At 34.6% G+C, this 18,887-nt stretch carries 15 protein-coding genes and 1 pseudogene; 11 read left to right on the plus strand and 5 right to left on the minus strand.

Translation table 11 applies throughout. The features are described from left to right. Positions 1-91: 91 nt before the first annotated feature. The 7 genes from AC4PRO_RS17685 (at position 92) to queA (ending at position 6,717) form a co-directional block, all read left to right on the plus strand. Complete coding sequence (locus tag AC4PRO_RS17685; RefSeq protein WP_492118331.1) at positions 92-949, plus strand: prephenate dehydrogenase; 858 nt, start codon at positions 92-94, stop codon at positions 947-949. 78 nt (positions 950-1,027) lie between these two features. Beyond that, positions 1,028-2,110, plus strand: coding sequence for a bifunctional 3-deoxy-7-phosphoheptulonate synthase/chorismate mutase type II (locus AC4PRO_RS17690; protein ID WP_074721037.1), 1,083 nt, complete (start codon positions 1,028-1,030; stop codon positions 2,108-2,110). A 187-nt stretch (positions 2,111-2,297) separates the two neighbouring features. After that, positions 2,298-3,275: a ribosome small subunit-dependent GTPase A gene (gene rsgA / locus AC4PRO_RS17695; RefSeq protein ID WP_074721039.1), complete on the plus strand. Its 978-nt coding sequence runs from the start codon at positions 2,298-2,300 to the stop codon at positions 3,273-3,275. Positions 3,276-3,314: 39 nt separating this feature from the next. Continuing rightward, positions 3,315-3,767, plus strand: a complete 453-nt coding sequence (dtd, locus tag AC4PRO_RS17700; RefSeq protein WP_492118332.1) for a D-aminoacyl-tRNA deacylase — start codon at positions 3,315-3,317, stop codon at positions 3,765-3,767. 60 nt (positions 3,768-3,827) lie between these two features. Then, the gene (locus AC4PRO_RS17705) at positions 3,828-4,154 is read left to right on the plus strand and encodes a nucleotide pyrophosphohydrolase (protein WP_016988618.1); all 327 of its coding nucleotides are present in this window, start codon (positions 3,828-3,830) and stop codon (positions 4,152-4,154) included. A gap of 99 nt (positions 4,155-4,253) precedes the next feature. Next, complete coding sequence (gene aroA / locus AC4PRO_RS17710; RefSeq protein ID WP_492118333.1) at positions 4,254-5,483, plus strand: 3-phosphoshikimate 1-carboxyvinyltransferase; 1,230 nt, start codon at positions 4,254-4,256, stop codon at positions 5,481-5,483. A 184-nt stretch (positions 5,484-5,667) separates the two neighbouring features. Then, on the plus strand, positions 5,668-6,717 hold the full coding sequence (gene queA / locus AC4PRO_RS17715) for a tRNA preQ1(34) S-adenosylmethionine ribosyltransferase-isomerase QueA (RefSeq protein WP_074721045.1): 1,050 nt from the start codon (positions 5,668-5,670) through the stop codon (positions 6,715-6,717). A 213-nt stretch (positions 6,718-6,930) separates the two neighbouring features. On the opposite strand, the gene AC4PRO_RS17720 is transcribed toward queA, so the two are convergent. Beyond that, positions 6,931-7,665 (minus strand): SIMPL domain-containing protein, encoded by a 735-nt coding sequence (locus tag AC4PRO_RS17720; protein WP_074721047.1) that lies wholly within the window; start codon positions 7,663-7,665, stop codon positions 6,931-6,933. A 169-nt stretch (positions 7,666-7,834) separates the two neighbouring features. Here AC4PRO_RS17720 and kynU point away from each other — a divergent pair, with 169 nt between their 5' ends. Then, positions 7,835-9,115 (plus strand): kynureninase, encoded by a 1,281-nt coding sequence (gene kynU / locus AC4PRO_RS17725; RefSeq protein WP_492118334.1) that lies wholly within the window; start codon positions 7,835-7,837, stop codon positions 9,113-9,115. A 109-nt stretch (positions 9,116-9,224) separates the two neighbouring features. Here kynU and AC4PRO_RS17730 read toward each other — a convergent pair whose 3' ends face one another. Together AC4PRO_RS17730 and AC4PRO_RS17735 are read right to left on the minus strand one after the other, a co-directional pair. Further along, positions 9,225-9,863, minus strand: coding sequence for a flavin reductase family protein (locus tag AC4PRO_RS17730; protein WP_074721051.1), 639 nt, complete (start codon positions 9,861-9,863; stop codon positions 9,225-9,227). 140 nt (positions 9,864-10,003) lie between these two features. After that, a complete protein-coding gene (locus AC4PRO_RS17735) occupies positions 10,004-11,566 on the minus strand; it encodes a hypothetical protein (RefSeq protein ID WP_492118335.1) in 1,563 nt (520 codons plus the stop codon). Between the two features lie 192 nt (positions 11,567-11,758). Here AC4PRO_RS17735 and AC4PRO_RS17740 point away from each other — a divergent pair, with 192 nt between their 5' ends. The 3 genes from AC4PRO_RS17740 (at position 11,759) to AC4PRO_RS17750 (ending at position 16,137) form a co-directional block, all read left to right on the plus strand. After that, positions 11,759-12,169: a YMGG-like glycine zipper-containing protein gene (locus AC4PRO_RS17740; protein WP_492118336.1), complete on the plus strand. Its 411-nt coding sequence runs from the start codon at positions 11,759-11,761 to the stop codon at positions 12,167-12,169. Positions 12,170-12,327: 158 nt separating this feature from the next. Next, positions 12,328-14,718 (plus strand): penicillin acylase family protein, encoded by a 2,391-nt coding sequence (locus AC4PRO_RS17745; protein WP_492118337.1) that lies wholly within the window; start codon positions 12,328-12,330, stop codon positions 14,716-14,718. Between the two features lie 60 nt (positions 14,719-14,778). After that, entirely contained in the window at positions 14,779-16,137 is a 1,359-nt protein-coding gene (locus AC4PRO_RS17750) for an FAD-dependent oxidoreductase (RefSeq protein WP_492118338.1), read from the plus strand. 200 nt (positions 16,138-16,337) lie between these two features. Here the strand turns inward: AC4PRO_RS17750 and AC4PRO_RS17755 are convergent, their stop codons facing one another. Together AC4PRO_RS17755 and AC4PRO_RS17760 are read right to left on the minus strand one after the other, a co-directional pair. Then, positions 16,338-17,759 carry a carbon starvation CstA family protein gene (locus AC4PRO_RS17755; protein WP_492118339.1) on the minus strand — a complete coding sequence of 474 codons (1,422 nt, stop codon included), beginning with the start codon at positions 17,757-17,759 and terminating at the stop codon, positions 16,338-16,340. Positions 17,760-18,630: 871 nt separating this feature from the next. Further along, positions 18,631-18,810 (minus strand): annotated as a pseudogene (locus AC4PRO_RS17760) (cupin domain-containing protein); the annotation flags it as partial. Positions 18,811-18,887: the final 77 nt, after the last annotated feature.

Below are 18,887 nucleotides of genomic sequence, written 5' to 3' on the forward strand. Positions count from 1 at the left end.
GATGAAAATTAAAACAATGAAAATCAAATAGATAAAAAATAAAATATTACGATTTTATTTTTTATCGGACATTAATGGTTAAAAATATAAAATGAAAATTTACATAATAGGAATAGGATTAATAGGCGGTTCAATGGCTTTAGACATCAAGACGTTATACCCAGATGCTACCGTTTACGGAATTGATAGTAATGAAAAACATTTACAGGAAGCACTAGCTTTGGGAGTTGTAGATGCAGGGGCGCAAATAGATAATCTGTCCGATGCAGATTTTGTAATTCTATCGGTTCCGGTAGATGTTGCATTGACTTTACTACCAAAAGTTTTGGATGCGATTGGTGATAATAGCATTGTTTTTGAGGTAGGTTCGACAAAAGCGCCTATTTGTGAAGCGGTAACAAATCATCCGAAAAGGAGAAATTTCATCGCGACACATCCTATTGCAGGAACCGAGTTTTCAGGACCGTCGGCAGCAATAATAGGATTGTTTGAAGGAAAAACCAATATCATCTGTGAAGTAGAGCGTACCGCTTTTAAATTACAGGAAAAGGCATTGGAACTTTTTAAAGCGATCGGGATGAGAATACGTTATATGGATCCAAAAGCGCACGACAAACATATTGCTTATGTCTCTCATTTATCTCACATTAGTGCTTTTATGTTGGGTAAAACAGTGATAAATAAAGAAAAACACGAACAAGATATATTTGATATGGCAGGATCAGGATTTGAAAGTACCGTTCGTCTAGCCAAAAGTTCACCAGCGATGTGGACGCCCATTTTTAAACAAAATAAAGTGCAGGTGATAGAAACTTTGGAAGAGTATATTTCAAATCTTACCCAGTTTAAAGATTTGCTGATAAAAGAAGATTATAATGCCATTTTTGAAGAAATGGAAAGCGTGAACAGAATAAAAGAAATTTTGAATGGTATGAATGTCAAAAAGTAATGACTATTCAGACCAAATTTAAAGTTCAGAAAAGAAGAACAACACAAAAAAAATAATAAAAAAAAATAATTAGAAAAGATGGAAAACAAGAAAGAAATGAGAACATGGTTGAACGATTTCAATTTAACTCACCCATTTGTAATTGCGGGACCTTGTAGTGCAGAAACAGAAGAACAAGTATTGAAAATAGCTCATGAATTGAAAGATTCTGATGTAAGTGTTTTTAGAGCAGGAATATGGAAGCCAAGAACGCGTCCGGGAGGATTTGAAGGTGTAGGTGAAATTGGATTAAAATGGTTGAAAAAAGCAAAAGAAGAAACAGGATTGCTAATGGGAACTGAGGTGGCAAATGCGGCTCACGTAAAATTAGCTTTAGAATATGATATTGATGTATTATGGGTTGGAGCCAGAACAACGGTAAACCCTTTTGCAATGCAAGAATTAGCAGATGCTTTACAAGGAACTAAAAAGATTGTACTGGTAAAAAACCCTGTTAACCCAGATTTATCTTTATGGTTAGGTGGAGTAGAGCGTTTGTACAATGCAGGTATTGAAAAATTAGGGGTAATTCATAGAGGTTTTTCTACTTATGAAAAAACAAAATACAGAAATATTCCAGAATGGCAGATTGCTATCGAATTGCAAAATAGATTCCCTGATTTACCATTACTAATTGATCCATCCCATATCACAGGAGATCGTGACATGATTCTTGAGGTAACGCAAGAAGCTTTAGATTTGAATTATGATGGTATGATTATCGAAACTCATTACGATCCGGATAATGCATGGAGCGATGCTGCTCAACAAGTAACACCAACTGCTCTGAAACAAATTTTTGTGGATTTGAAGGTAAGAAAAGTAAATGATGCTTCTGATGAGTTTACACAAAAAATGGCTAAACTTAGAGCAAACATTGATGTCTTAGATGCTAATTTGTTAGAATTATTAGGGAAAAGAATGAAGGTGGCTGACGAAATTGGTCAAGTAAAAAAAGACGCTAACGTAGCGGTATTGCAAAACAAACGTTGGAATGAAATTTTAGGAAAAATGATCCTAGAAGGAGAGAAAAAGGGACTTACAGAAGAGTTTGTGCTTAAAATGTTTAAAGCAATCCACCAGGAGAGTATTGGTCATCAAGACAAAGTGCTTAATGCTTAATTAGTATTTAATTGTATCGAATGAATCCCCACTTTTTTAAAAATTGTGGGGATTTTTTTATCTATGATTGTGTAGCAATCAAAAACTTTACACTTCATACTTTAAACGTGAAACAAAGAATTATCTTTGCAAAGCATTTATAGGTGCTTAACGGCATTTTCAACGCCGAATATCGTAAATAATAAAAATGACAGGACTCGTATATAAATCTACAGGAAGTTGGTACACTGTAAAATCAGAACAAGGTGATTTTATTGAATGCCGTATGAAAGGGAAATTCCGAATTAAAGGAATTAAAAGTACCAATCCTATAGCTGTGGGGGATATTGTGGATTATGAACTGGAAGAATCTTCGGATACAGTAACAGGAACTATTCATAATATTCATGAAAGAAAGAATTATATAGTTCGAAAATCAGTAAACTTATCCCATCAGATGCATATTATTGCGTCTAATATTGATCGCGTTTTCCTTTTAGTTACCATAAACAATCCACCTACGACTTTTAATTTTATCGATCGGTTTTTAGTAACTGCTGAGGCCTACGGAATAGAAACTATTTTAGTATTTAATAAAATAGATACTTTTGACGAAGCTACATTGGATGAACAATTGTACATGCAGCATGTGTATCAAGAAATCGGTTACAAATGCCTTCGCGTTTCCTCTACAGAAATGAAAGGAATAGAAAAGTTGAAGGAAATGATGATTGGTAAAGTGAGTATGTTTTCAGGACATTCTGGTGTAGGGAAATCAACTTTGGTTAATGCTATGGAACCTTCGTTGCATCTAAAAACAAAAACAATCTCTGAAGCAAGTAAGCAGGGGCAACACACAACGACTTTTGCCGAAATGTATGATTTGTCTTTTGACGCCAGAATTATCGACACGCCCGGAATTAAAGGTTTTGGAGTGGTAGATATGGAACCGGCAGAAATTAGTGGGTATTTTCCTGAATTTTTCAAATTGAAAGAGCAGTGCAAATTCAATAATTGCTTGCATAAAGACGAACCAAAGTGCGCTGTGAAAGAAGCATTAGAAAAAGATGAAATTGCCTGGTCACGTTACAATAGTTATCTTAAACTGTTAGAAGGGGATGATGAAAATTATCGTACTGATATTCACAATGAAGATCGAGCAATAAGTGACGAAAATAGAAAGTAGTAAAGAACCTGATGAATCAGGTCTGTTTAAAATAATAAAATGAAAATTGTCCTCCAAAGAGTTTCCTCGGCATCCGTAACCATTGAAAGTAAAGTAGTAGCCGATATTCAAAAAGGGTTGCTAATTTTAGTTGGTATTGAAGATATGGATGGTCAGGAAGACATCGACTGGCTAGTGGGAAAAATCACTAAAATCCGTGTTTTTGATGATGAGAATCACGTGATGAATTTATCCGTTCAGGATATCGACGGTGATGTAATTGTAGTGAGTCAATTTACACTTCATGCCGCTACCAAAAAAGGCAATCGTCCATCGTACATTAAAGCGGCAAAACCTGACATTGCCATTCCGCTTTACGAAAGTTTTATTGAAAAGTTAGAGTCAGAAGTGGGGAAAACAGTCCAAACTGGTGTTTTTGGTGCTGATATGAAAGTCAGTCTGTTAAATGACGGGCCTGTGACTTTAATTATGGATAGTAAAAATAAAGAGTAAATTACACTTTTGGAACTTCTGATAACTATCGGAAATGACTTTGTGTCAAAACATAACAACATGAACTTAAAAGATTCCCAACTAGACGTAGACAATTGGATTAAAGAACACGGCGTTCGATATTTCAACGAACTGACTAATATGGCACAACTTACCGAAGAAGTAGGTGAAGTAGCGCGTATTATTGCCCGTCGTTACGGAGAACAATCCGAAAAAGAAAGTGATAAAAATAAAGATCTTGGTGAGGAATTAGCTGATGTTGTTTTTGTGGTTTTATGTCTCGCAAACCAAACCGGAATTGATTTACAAGCCGCTTTCGATAAGAAAATGGATTTTAAATCGGTACGAGATAAGGATCGTCACAAAAACAATGAAAAGCTGAAATAATTTGTGGATTATAAATTATGAATTATAGCCGTGGAGTGGTAAATTGCGTGCTTGAATTGTTCGGATTATAATTCTAAATTTATCACTCATAATTACAACATGAATTTACTGTTACAAACTACCCATTCCAACTTACAAGCGCAAATTGCAGTTACTGGATCGAAAAGTGAAACCAATAGACTTTTATTGTTAAAAGCACTTTTTCCTGCTATAACATTAGCAAACACATCCAACTCTGATGATAGCGAGGTGATGGAAAAAGCACTTATAGGAAAGGAAGAAATTGTAGATATTCATCATGCGGGAACGGCAATGCGCTTTCTTACCGCTTTTTTTGCAGTAAACGAAGGTCGTGAAGTGGTCTTGACTGGTTCACAACGTATGACGGAGCGTCCTATAAAAGTTTTAGTGGAAGCATTGGAACAACTAGGTGCGAAAATCACGTATGAAAATGAAGTGGGATATCCGCCTATTCGAATCAAAGGACAAAAGATAACCGCTTCTAAGGTAAATATTCCAGCAAACGTAAGCAGTCAATACATTTCGGCTTTAATGTTAGTAGCGCCAAAATTAGAAAACGGAATCGAAATAAATTTGGTTGGGGAGATTACTTCTGTACCCTACATCAAGATGACTTTGGCTTTGCTGAATGATCTAGATGTTAAAACAAGCTTTGAAGGAAATGTGATCAAAGTATTTCCAAAGGCTGAGGTTGAACCCAAAGAAATGACAGTAGAATCCGATTGGAGTTCAGCTTCTTACTTTTTTAGTTTAGTGGCTTTGTCAGAAACGGCCTCAATCACTTTGAGTAGTTATAAAGAAACAAGTTTGCAAGGAGATTCCGCTTTGGTGGAAATCTATAAACAAATGGGAGTGGAAACTCATTTCGACGGGAATAAAATGACTTTGGCTAAAGTGCCTGATTTTAAATTTGGAGATGTGGATTTCGAACTTAACAACACTCCAGATATTGCGCAAACTATTGTTGTCACTTGTCTTGGTTTAGGTATTGGTTGTCATCTTACAGGACTACATACTTTAAAGATTAAAGAAACAGATAGACTAGAAGCACTTAGAATTGAGCTTACAAAACTGGGCGCAAATATTTCGGTAACAAACGATAGTTTAACGCTTATTGCTTCAAATAGAATCAATCCTAATATTAAAATTGCAACCTATAATGACCACAGAATGGCAATGGCATTTGCTCCTTTGGCGTTAAAAGTGCCAATAATAATCGAAAATGCCGAAGTTGTTTCTAAATCATACCCTGATTTTTGGGAAGATTTGAAAATTTTAGGTTTTAATATTGCTGAACTGATAGCGTAATTGTCAATGTTTACGGGGGTAAACACTTGTCGCTAGGTTACTTTGCAATTTTGTATCTAAATTAAACAGCAAAACACTTGACAACGCCTATCTCACAGTCGTATATTTGCATTCTTAAATAAGTTTTACTATAGGGCTAAATAAGTAGGTCTTATACTAGAAACTTTTAAACAAAAATATAAAGATGAAATTATCACATTTTCAATTTGATTTACCTAAGGAATTGTTGGCAGAATTTCCGTCTGAACACAGAGATGAAGCTCGCTTAATGGTTATTGATCGTAAGAAACAAACTATCGAACATAAAACGTTTAAAGACGTTATCGATTACTTTGACGATGGCGATGTTTTAATTTTGAATAATACCAAAGTTTTTCCGGCACGTTTATACGGAAACAAAGAAAAAACGGGTGCGAGAATCGAAGTTTTCTTACTTAGAGAACTAAACGCTGAACAACGCCTTTGGGATGTTTTAGTAGACCCAGCACGTAAAATAAGAATCGGAAATAAATTGTATTTCGGTGACGATGATTCATTAGTAGCTGAGGTTATTGACAATACCACTTCTCGTGGAAGAACATTGCGTTTCCTTTACGATGGTTCGTATGAAGAATTTAGAAAGAAATTGACAGAACTTGGAGAAACTCCAATCCCAAAATACATAAGCAGAGATGTTACTCCAGAAGATGCGGAGCGTTACCAAACAATTTATGCTAAAGAAGAAGGAGCTGTAGCGGCACCTACTGCAGGATTGCACTTCTCTAAGCATTTATTGAAAAAATTAGAAATCAAAGGAATCAAATTTGCTGAGGTAACTCTACACGTTGGTTTGGGAACATTCAATCCTGTTGAGGTAGAAGATTTGTCAAAACATAAAATGGACTCTGAGGAATTAAAAATCACTCAAGCAGCCTGCGATATTGTAAATGACGCTAAAGTGCATAAAAAACGTATTTGTACTGTAGGAACTACTTCTATGCGTGCTGTAGAAAGTTCGGTTTCTTCACATGGAACACTAAATCCGTTTGATGGTTGGACAAACAAATTTGTTTTCCCTCCTCATGAATTTACAATTCCGACCTGTATGATTACCAACTTTCATACGCCAAAATCTACTTTATTAATGATGGTTTCAGCATTTTGCGGACATGATTTAATGAAAAGAGCCTATGAAGAAGCAATAAAAGAAGAGTATAAGTTCTATTCTTATGGTGATGCCATGTTGATCATCTAATAAAAATAAAAGGTTAATTCACAAATCTCGTCAGTAATGGCGAGATTTTTTTTTGGGCGTGCCCCAAAAGGGTCGGGCTATTTGTTACAATCTTTTTTATAATTCCAGTAGCCACTAAATTATAAAAAAGGATTTCCACTTCACACGAGCAATAGCGAACTGGCGAAGCAAACCCTCACGCCCTTGTGTGTAATTCCATTTTAGCGAAATAATCTAATCCACCTGATACACTAATTTTATTGTAATAGTGGCTGTTTTGTTTTTAGAATTGGTATTAAATGAACCGCCATAAGAATAATCTTCAGAAGAGTTTTGAGCTATAATTTGGAAAACTCCCATATCCGATTTCTTTAAATTGCCTAAAGCAGCATCAGCATTCTCAGCAATACTTTTAGCTCTGGTACTAGCGTCTTTTGTGGCTTCGGCAATCATTTTTATTTTTAATTCAGCCAGTTTCGTATAGTAATATTCAGGAGCGTTCGAGTAAAACTCAACTCCTGTGTTAATTAATTCGCTGGATTGTCTCGAGACATCTTCAATTTTATTTACATCCTTAGACTGAATACTGACATTTTGGTTTAAGGTGAAACCAGTAAATAAAGTTTGTCTAACGGTTCCGTTTTCATTATAACTGGTCTCGTAGTCTTTGTTGAAAGTAATTGCTGAGAAAATAATATCAGCAGCGGGGATTCCTTTGCTCAATAAATAATTTTTAATTTTTTCTCGGTCCGCGTCTAAAGATGCGTAGGCCTCTTTTAAGGTGTTGCTTTTTTTAGAAAAAGATCCTTTCCAAACAATTAGATCCGATACAAAATCTGTTTTTCCTAATCCGGTAACACTTATGGTGTCACTGCTTTTATTTCTGTTCTGGAAAGCGTTAGAAAACAAAAAAGCAGAGATGACCACGGCTATAGAAAGAATAATTACGTTTAGGCTGTTTTTAAGCATGTGACTTATATTTAAATGTAAGTAAATATACTTAAAATTTAGGAGTTAAATGATTTTCCTTATCGGAATCTTCCAATTGGCATTTAACTTCATTTAACTTGTTAAATAAAGCATTGGCACTTTGCGCAGCAATAAATATTAGTTATTTTTACAAAACTAAATTATATCCATGACTTTCGAAAATACTAAGGAATTTGCAAAACAACTTGATTCACAAGACAAATTAAATAAATACAGAGACGAATTCATTTTTCCAAAAGTGAATGATAAAAAAGTAATTTATTTCACTGGAAATTCATTGGGCTTACAGCCCAAAAGAACAAAAGCCTATGTCGATGAAGTAATGGATGATTGGGCAAATCTAGCGGTCGAAGGCCATTTTTATGCCGAAAAACCATGGTGGGATTATCACGAGCGTTTTGCAGTGCCATTAGGTAAAATTGTAGGTGCGCTTCCGTCAGAAGTTACCGTGATGAACACATTGACCGTAAACCTTCATTTATTGATGGTTTCATTTTACCGACCTACAAAAACGAGATATAAAATTATTTGTGAAGAAAAAGCGTTTCCTTCAGATCAATATATGTTTCAAAGTCAGGTGGATTTCCACGGATACAAAACAGAGGATGCTATTGTAGAAATTAAACGACGTGATGGAGAGCATAACATCCGTTTAGAAGATGTCTTGGCTAAAATTAAGGAAGTTGGTAATGAACTGGCTTTGGTTTTAATTGGCGGAGTGAATTACTACACGGGTCAGGTTTTTGATATGAAAACGATAACCGCTGCAGGACATGAAGCGGGTGCCGTTGTAGGTTGGGATCTTGCCCATGCTGCCGGAAACATAAAATTAGAACTACACGATTGGAATATTGATTTTGCTGCATGGTGTAGTTATAAATACATGAATTCAGGGCCAGGAAATGCTTCGGGATGTTTTGTACATGAAAAACACCACAACAATCCAGATCTACCACGATTTGCTGGTTGGTGGGGACACAACAAAGAACGCCGTTTCAAGATGGAACCTACTTTTGATCCCGTTCATGGGGCAGATGGTTGGCAAATAAGTAATTTGCCGGTACTTTCTTTGGCGCCTTATTTGGCTTCGGTTGAAATGTTTGATGAAATAGGGATGGACGCGCTAATTGAAAAAAGAGATAAGATCACTTCCTATTTAGAATTTGTTCTTCAGGAGATTGACAAAGAAGTTGACAGTAGTTTTGAAATAATTACACCAGTAAGTCTAGATGAAAGAGGATGTCAATTATCCGTTTTACTTCACGGAGAAGGACGCAGTTTGTTTGATTATTTGATGAAAAATGGAGTGATTACAGATTGGCGTGAACCTAATGTAATTCGGTTTGCACCAGTTCCTTTGTACTGTTCTTTTGAAGACATGTATGATTTTGGGCAGATATTAAAAAAAGGAATTCAAGAAGTACACTAATAGAATTAAAAACCCATTGACAAGTTAAATATTTTATTTGTCAATGGGTTTTATTTCTAGATCTCTAGCATTCAAAAATAAATTCAAAAGGAATAAAATTCCATGAGTTTTATTTAAAAAATGATTTTGTTGGGGTGTCTTTTCTAGCATATTCAAAACGGTCAATTAACTTGGGTAAGCAATAACCATCAATGCCATTTAAAGCAACTACATTTCCTTTTTCTATTTGTAGCCAGCCATCTTCATGTCTTAATTTTTCATCAAAGAATAGCTGTTCTATTGAGGCAATAATATGTATGGTGTCATTTTCTTTAATGTAATATTCATTTACATATTTGCAATACAACTGCACTGGACTGCCTTTTGTAAAAGGAACAGAAATCCCTTCTTTCCATTCTTCTTCAAGATTTGTTTTGCTGAATTCAGATACCCCACTTTCATAATTAGCCGATGTATGATGTGCGTCAACAATCATATTCTCGGTAACATGATTCACGGTAAAATGTCCCGTGTCTTTAATGTTTTTATACGTGTCACGGGGAATTGTTGTGGGGCGCACAATAAACCCTATCAACGCAGGATTACTTCCTAAATGGGTTATGCTACTAAAAATCGCAACGTTACTTTCTCCTTTCAGTGATTGTGTGGCAATTAAATTCGCTGATTTGTAACCCGTGCAAGAATTAATTAAATTTAATCGTTCCACTTTTTCAAGTTTAGAAAGATCATCTTGAGAAATTGCAGTCATAGTAGTTTATTTAAAATAATTTTGTTTAACAAAAATACAATAATAATAAACAATAGTATTGACTGATTGCGATTTTAAATTTTGAAGAGGATGCATTTTGGTAATTACTGAATTCTAACTCATTTTTAAAAATTATTTTTCTAAATTAAAATTTGTTTCAATATTGCTGCAATATTGAGCCATAAGAAATTAAAGAATGATTTTTCAGGTATTCTTTCGACGTTGGCCTCAGTATGAATAATTTTGCCTTTGGAATCATTTTTAACAATCAAATTGACCAGTGCGCTTTTTAGTTTGTTCTTCTTTTCTGGAGCTCCTTTTCTATAAAGAGTTACTTTTAAACCATGGTATTGTAGCGAGGCATTTTCATACGAATTCAAATTATTTCCTTTTATGGTAAACTTCAGTTCATCAAATGTACCTATCGTAGTGACATTGATATATGGTTTTGTAAATTGAGATAAATCCTCGGTGTTTAGATTAGAAACAATTCCATGCACCGTAAAGTGATCTTGTTTATCCAAAACATTAAACCTCCAATTGAGTTTAAAAGGAGATTTTTTCATGAATTTGCAGCGTATGTCAATGGAAACATCGGCGAGCTTTTTTTGTTGATACCCACTTTGTATGTGAGTCGCCTTCAGATTAAAATTATTAAAAGTCAGTATGCCGGGGCCTTTATGGAAGTTTATTTCTTCTTCATAGACTAAAATAGAATTACGTATAGCAAGAGTATCTACCTTCAATGGAAATTGTAAATCCCGAAGGAGTTTACTGTAGAATGGTTTTCTGCTTAAGTTATCGGCAGGTAGTTTGTTTCTATAGATATTTGCTGATAGTTGATCTATTGCAACTGAGTTGGCATTAAAGAATATTTTATCATCTTTAAAACCCCAATTTATCGTATTGATTTTAATAAATTCTGATTTTAGTGTGAAAAGGTCTTTTTCTTGGTCTAGTTTTTCAACAAATTCCCGTCGGCTGTATTCTGGGAGTAATTCAAATTTTTTGACGATCAAACTTTTAGTAGTAGCTTGGAAATTTTGTACCTTAAGATGGTAATTATCATTTACACGATAATAGATACTATCAGTTTTGATAGTGTATCCCTGATAGGAAAAAGGAATCTTCTTTTGTAATAAGTTATCCGTAATTACAATCCCATCTATATTTAAATTCAAGTTGACGACACTGAGAATAGGTTTGTTTGTTTTTGTGTATATAATTTTAAGACTACCTTTATTCAGTGCGATGTTTGAAACCATAATAATTTCTTCAAATGGTTTTACTACCTCAGTACCTAAACTCTTAGAATTATTAATTGCGTGCTGTGTTTTCTTGTAAAGAATAACTTCTGGAGTTGCAATAATAATGCTTCTTGCTTTAATGCGATTGTTAAAAAGAACATCCCATATTTTAAATTCATTTATTTCAACAGATCCTATTTTAGCATAAATACCTATTTTTTTTAAACTGTCTTGTGATCTTCTTTTGGGAGAAATGGTTAATCGGGATGCCTTGATATTTTTTGACAAGAGATTAATTTGTAAATCGCTATAAGTAATAGCATAAGATGTCGGGTTCTTTTCAGCAATAATTTTAGGAACCTGCTTTTTTAACCAAAAAATCAATCCATAATTTAAGGTTATGATTAATATAATGAGGCCAAAAATAACTATTACTATTTTTTTTATTATAGTCATGAGCTTTTATTTCTTAAAATTATAAAAATACGATTTAGTCCATTCTAGTATTTTGAGAGTATAAAAGAACAACTATATTTAGAGAATTTGATACTAAGACTTTAATTATATAAATATTTTTTCGAATTCTGTAACTTTTTGTTTTAGTTTTTTATGTTTCTTTGTAGATTATTAATTATTAAAAATAAAATCATGAAAGCATTATATTTTATAGCATTGTCTCTGTTAATTGTTTCTTGTAAAAATCAAGGAAAAGTGGATTTAGAAGCTGCCAAAAAAGCAACTGTTGACTCTATGGAAGTTGCAATGGAAAAGCAAAAAGTGATTGACTCTATGCAGGTGGAAATGACAAAAGTAGAAATGCAAAAAGAAACTATTATAGTTAATCAGCCAGGAACTAACACTACGACTACTACGACGACCACTACAGAAAAGAAAGGTTGGAGCAGTACAGCAAAAGGAGCTGTAATTGGTGCAGGAGTTGGTGCAGCTACCGGAGCGATTATAAGTAAGAAAAAAGTACAGGGAGCTATAATCGGTGGTGTGGCTGGAGCTGGTATTGGAGCTGGTACCGGTGCCATTATTGACGGAAGCAAAAAATAATAATTTTTTTTTTGATAAAAGAGTGTTTAGATTCCATATTGGAATTTAGGCACTCTTTTTATTTTTTTTAAAACGCAGTTTTATAATGAAATGAATAAAATAGAATTCACTCAAATACATGCGAAATTATTTATATTTGTGAATCATAAATCATTAAAATGAAAGTAGTCAAAAAAACCCTCCTAGTTTTAGTTTCATTAATAGCGATTCTAATTGTTGGAATGGTACTGTATGGTTTTTACCTAAAACCTAAATACGAAGGTAAAGTGGAACTGAAAAGTATTCACGATGAAACAACAGTATATTTTGATGGCTTCGGGGTACCTCATATATATGCCAATAATTCTAAAGATGCGATGACTGCTTTGGGATATGTTCATGCACAAGATCGATTGTGGCAAATGGAATTGATGAGACGTATAGCGCCGGGTCGTTTGTCGGAGATTTTTGGAAACGTTGCTTTAAAGAACGATAAATTCTTTGCTGGCCTTGGTATTGAAGAAGCTTCGGAAAAAGCGATTGCAGCTTTAGATAAAAATAGCGAAAGTTATAAATTGACAGCGGCTTACGTGGAGGGAATCAATCAGTATATGGAAGCAGGTGTGACCCCAATAGAGTTTCAGTTGGTCGGTGTGAAGAAAGAGAAATTCACGATAAAAGACGTATATAATATTTTCGGATATATGTCCTTTAGTTTTGCCATGGCACAAAAAACGGATCCATTATTGACCGATATTCGTAATAAATATGGGGTGGAGTACCTTAAGGATTTTGGTCTTGATGGGGAATTGAATACTACAATAATTAAAAACGCAAAGGAGAAACCACAAGAGTTTTTATCGATTTCAAAATCAATAGCGGCCTTATTAGATAATTCACCTATTCCTCCATTTGTGGGAAGTAACAGTTGGGTGATTGCGCCAAAGAAAACCAAAAACGGAAAAGTGATTTTTGCGAATGACCCGCATATTGGATTTTCGCAACCGGGAACATGGTACGAAGCTCATATAGTGACCCCTCAATTTGAATTATATGGCTGCTATCTGGCAGGAACGCCCTTTCCTTTATTGGGACATAATAGGGATTATGCTTATGGCTTAACTATGTTTGAGAATGATGATATTGATTTGTACCAAGAAGAGAATAGTCCTGATAATGCCACTAAATATAAAACACCCACAGGTTTTATTGATTACATAATTAGAAAAGAAATTATAAAAGTAAAAGATAGCACAGATGTAGTGATGAACGTAAAAGTGAGTCGTCACGGTCCCGTCATGAACAATTTGATAGTTGGTTTAGATGATAAGAAGCCAGTGGCGATGTCTTGGATTTATACCCAGCAACCCATCCATATTTTGGATGCAGTTTATACCCTTTCTCACGCAAAAAGCAAAGCTGATTTTCAAAGAGGAGTAGCACTTATTTCAGCTCCAGGATTAAATGTGATGTATGGGGATGCTAAAGGAAATGTAGCCTGGTGGGCAACGGGCAAATTATACAAGCACAGTGACGGAGTGGATACTCATTTCATCTTGAATGGTTCGTCGGGAAAAGATGATATTACTGAATATTTGGATTTCTCCAAAAATCCTTCGGCAGAAAATCCAGAATGGAACTACGTGTATTCAGCCAACAATCAACCTGAAGCGGTTGATGGATTTTTATATCCAGGCTATTACCTTCCAGAGGATAGAGCCAAAAGAATCACCCAATTATTAGAACCAAAGTCAAACTGGGATAAAGAATCTGTTGGTAAGATGATCACTGATAACACTTCGTCAGTGGCTCCAGATGTGGTTAAGAATTTAATTGCCGGTTTAGAGGTCAATTCACTTTCGAAAAATGAAAAGGAAGCAGTTACTATTTTAAAATCTTGGAAAGGAACAAATAACACAGAAGATGTAGCGCCTACGATTTACAACAAGGTAATTTATATGTATTTAAAAAATACGTTTAAAGACGAGTTAGGCGAAGAGGGATTCACTCAGTTCTTAGCAACACACATAATGAAACAATTAATTGCTAAACTAATTGTAAATGAGAAATCATTGTGGTGGGATAACATAGATACCAAAGACAGAAAGGAATCTAGAAGCGAGATTCTTGCGAAATCCTTTAAAGAGGCAATTTCGGCATTAGAAACACAATTAGGGAAATCAGTTCCGGCCTGGACTTGGGATAAAGTACATGTTGTAGAATATCAGCATCCGTTGGGGAAAATCGCTATGCTAAGAAAAATATTTAATGTTGGGCCATTTGAGGTATCGGGGTCTAATGAAGTAATCAACAACCAAATGTTTGATTATACAAATGAATCGAAATATGTAGTAAAGGGAGGTCCGTCCTCGAGAAGAGTTATTGATTTTTCCGATATTGAAAATAGCTGGAATGTTCTGCCTACAGGGCAATCGGGCAATCCATTAAGTGCTCATTACAATGATCAATCAGAAATATACAACACGGGAAATTTTAGAAAAATGATGCTCAACAAGGAAGAGATTGTTAAAACTTCAACAAAATTGGTTTTTATACCCGTTAAAAACTAAAGGTTTGTAAAGCCGTTAAAATAATAAATCAGTAATTTTGCCTAACTTTTATAAAAAATAATGCAAACTCCAAAAAAGATAGCAGTTGTAGGTTCCGGTTTAGTCGGTTCTTTATTAGCTATTTACTTACGCAAAGCAGGGCATACTGTTCACATATACGATAGAAGCCCTGATATTAGACAAATTCAGTTCTCAGGACGTTCCATAAATTTAGCAATGTCAAACAGGGGGTGGAAAGCATTAGATGGTGTTGGTGTTGGGGATTCGGTTCGTGAAATCGCAATACCCATGGACAAACGCGCCATTCACTTGGTGGATAAACTTAATTTTCAAAATTACGGTCAAGAAGGAGAGAGCATTTACTCCATTTCAAGAGGGGATTTGAACAGGAGAATGATTGATTTGGCGGAACAAGCTGGAGCCGAATTCTTCTTCGATCAAAAAATCTGGGACGTTACCTTGTCTGAAGCTACTTTACACATTGGAGAAACGGAGCGGGGAGCTTGGGAAGAAAAGAAATACGATATGGTTTTTGGTGCAGATGGTGCTTTTTCGAGAATACGCCACCGTATGCAACGCCAAAGTATGTTTAACTATTCGCAAGAGTTTTTAAATATTGGATACAAAGAATTGAATATTCCTGCAAATCCTGATGGTTCTCATAAATTAGATAAAAACTCCTTTCATATTTGGCCGCGTGGGGAATATATGTTAATTGCGTTATCTAATTTGGACGGAAGTTTTACCTGTACTTTATTCATGCCTTTTGAAGGTGAGAATTCTTTTGCTTTGCTCGAAAATAGAAAAGATGTGGAATTATTTTTCGAAAAAAACTTTCCGGATTCGATTGATGTAATTCCAAAATTAGCCGAAGATTTTTTCAAAAATCCAATAAGTACATTGGTGACTATGAAATGTTATCCTTGGACTTATAAAGATAAAATTGCCTTAATTGGAGACGCTTGTCATGCCATTGTTCCTTTTTATGGGCAAGGGATGAATGCGGGATTTGAAGACATTTCGATTTTAAATGAAATGATGGAAAAATACGGAGACGATTGGGAAATGATTTTTTCAGAATACGAGAAATCACGTAAGCCCAATGCTGATGCTATTGCAGAACTTTCGTACCGTAATTTTATGGAAATGAGTTCTAAAACTGCTGATGATAAATTTCTATTGCAAAAGAAGATCGAAAAATGGTTTTCAGACAAACATCCTGATAAATGGATTCCACTTTATAGTAGGGTGACATTTAGTGATCGTCCTTATGCTGAAGCTTTAGCCATCGGAGATGATCAAAATGCCATTATGGAGGAGGTTTTAAAAATAGAAAATATAGAGGCCGTTTGGGATAGCAAAGATGTTGAAAGTAAAATTTTAGCTCTTTTAAATGAAAAAGAAACCGCCAAGAATTAGATATTCAATTCTTGACGGCTGTATTTGTTTTTCATGATGCACTTTAGTGAAATCAAACATAGGTTTTCATATAGCTAGCATCAACCTTAATAATGGTTTTTTTTTTATAGCGAATAAATTAAAGTGCGGTAAAATTAATGGATCCTTATTTTCCATTAAAAGCTACTACTTTTTTAGTTATGATACTTTCAAAAATATAACTATTCACTTTTAGGCAATTCTTTGTTATTTTTCATAACAACAAAGAACAAGATCGTTAGTAACACAGCAATAACAATTCCAATAATATCTGAGGTTACTATGTCTAAACCAAAACCTATGGTAGGATCATAAAAAAGATAAGATCCAAGAACGGACGTTATGAAAAACGCAGGTACTAAAGCAATAATATAGAGGGTTTTTCTTTGGTACAAATAGACGGTTCCAATCCATAAGGCAATTGCTGATATACTTTGATTCGCCCATGAAAAATACCTCCATAGAAGTTGAAAATCTATTTTAGTTAGAATAAAGGCAATTACAAAAAGGGGTATTGCAATCATAAACCTATTTCTAAGAGTCTTCTGGTCAATTTTCAGGTAATCTGCAATGATCATTCTTGCCGCCCTAAAGGAAGTGTCTCCAGAAGTTATAGGTAAAACAATAACCCCTAAAATAGCAATGGTTCCGCCAATAGTTCCTAAAAATACCGTTGCAATTTTATGCACTACTCCAGGAAGCCCCTCATTCGCGAGCAAAACACTAAGGTCTTCTCCGTTCATGAGGCTCATTGCAGCTGCAGCCCAGATCATAGCAATAATTCCTTCTACAATCATCATCCCGTAAAATATTTTCCGTCCGTCTTTCTCATTTCTAATCGTTCTGGCGATTATTGGAGATTGGGTTGCATGAAATCCAGATAGAGCGCCACAGGATATTGTTAAAAATATGACAGGGTAATATGGGATATCTTTCGGATGCATGTTGGTCAGAGTCAATTCTGGAATTGGATGTCCATACATAAACATTCCAAATGCGACACCTACGGCACTTAACAATAATAGAAGTCCAAGAACGGGGTATATTTTTCCAATAATTTTATCGATGGGTAAAATTGTTGCAATCATATAATATACAAAGATAGCAAGTACAATTAGGGTAAACATATTTAAATCTTTACCTATTAGATCATCTATCATACTTGCCGGTGCGGAAATGAAAACAGTTCCTACCAAAAGAAGCAGCAATACGGTGAAGAAATTTACGACGTGACTAAAGGATTTACCTAAAAATTTAGATGCTAAAGCAGGTAGGTGAGCGCCTCCATATCTTATGGAGATCATTCCTGTTAAATAATCGTGGACAGCCCCAGCAAAAATGCAACCAAGTACTATCCAAAGGAAAGCTACCGGTCCGTATAAGGCTCCTAATATTGGTCCGAAAATGGGGCCGACTCCTGCAATATTTAAAACCTGTATTAATGAATTTCTATTGCTGTTCATGGGGACGAAATCTACCCCATCTGCGTGGGTATAGGCGGGAGTCGCTCTATTGGGATCGGGTTTAAATATATTTTCAACAAATTTACCGTAAAAAACATATCCCAATACTAGTAAAATTATGGCTGTAATAAATGTGATCATAATGTCTATTCTGTTAATTAATACTATTAAACGTTGTCAATATAGATTAATTAAAAGCTTTTAATGTAATTAAAACAATATTTTTTTTTATAATCACAATTATTACAAGAAAATTAGTTTATATCTATATTATAGGAGATGTGTAATTGACTCGAAGTGATATCTTCAAAAAATATAATGAAATTAATAGATCAGTAGAATAATTTTTGTTTCAGATGAATCGATAGTGTCACTTGTAATTATCACATATGCAGATGTGATTTTTCATTAAGGAAATATTGTTATGGCTGGTTGAGCTAAAGTAGCAGTATATTGGGTTGTGTTTTTTATTGATTTTAAAACTAAGCTAGAGATTTCTGTAAATTCTATTTTAATGTCGACTTGACATTAATCATTTACGAAGAGGGTGTCGAAAATCGAGGGGACAGTTGTTGTGTTATTAGTAAACTAATCAGATGTTTGAGGGTAAATATATAGCCCCGCTATTCATCAAAAGTACAAACCGTAGATAAGTTAATATTTGTTTGCCACAAAGACAATAGGAAGTAAGTGAGTGTTATTTTGGAGATGAGTTCTAAAATACCAGCTTGAACATGTTAACTTATAAATTCCTCCTGTAGGAAAAGTTTTTTTTAGATATACACTCTGATATGTAGGTTCCACTTTATAGTAGAATAGTATGTAGTAATTGTCCTTTTACTGCTGCTCTGGCAAACTGAGTTGATTGAAATGGTATTATTGAGGAAGTTTTAAAAACGGAAAGTAGAGAGGCTGTTGGCGATAGCGAAGTTGTTGAAAGTAAAATTATAGGTCTTTTAAATGAAAAAGTAACAGTCAAGAACTAAGGTTTAATTCTTGACTGTTTTATTTATTATTCGCGATGCGCTTTAGCGAAGTCAAATGCAGGCTTGCATATAGCAATATACTCACATGGTTCGCCAAACGGATTTGAGTATTGAACTCGTGTATTTTTCTCTATTTTTATGGATTGTCCTGCTTCAAGAACAATAGTTTCCTCATCAATAATAAACTGTTTTTTGCCTTTTATGATGGGCGGATTCAAGGACCTATCGCAACAAGTCCATTAATTAGTTAGTTATTCAAAGTTAGTTTTTTTGTTGCATTTTG

The sequence above is a fragment of the Flavobacterium sp. DW-iso2 genome (genome assembly GCF_058725285.1).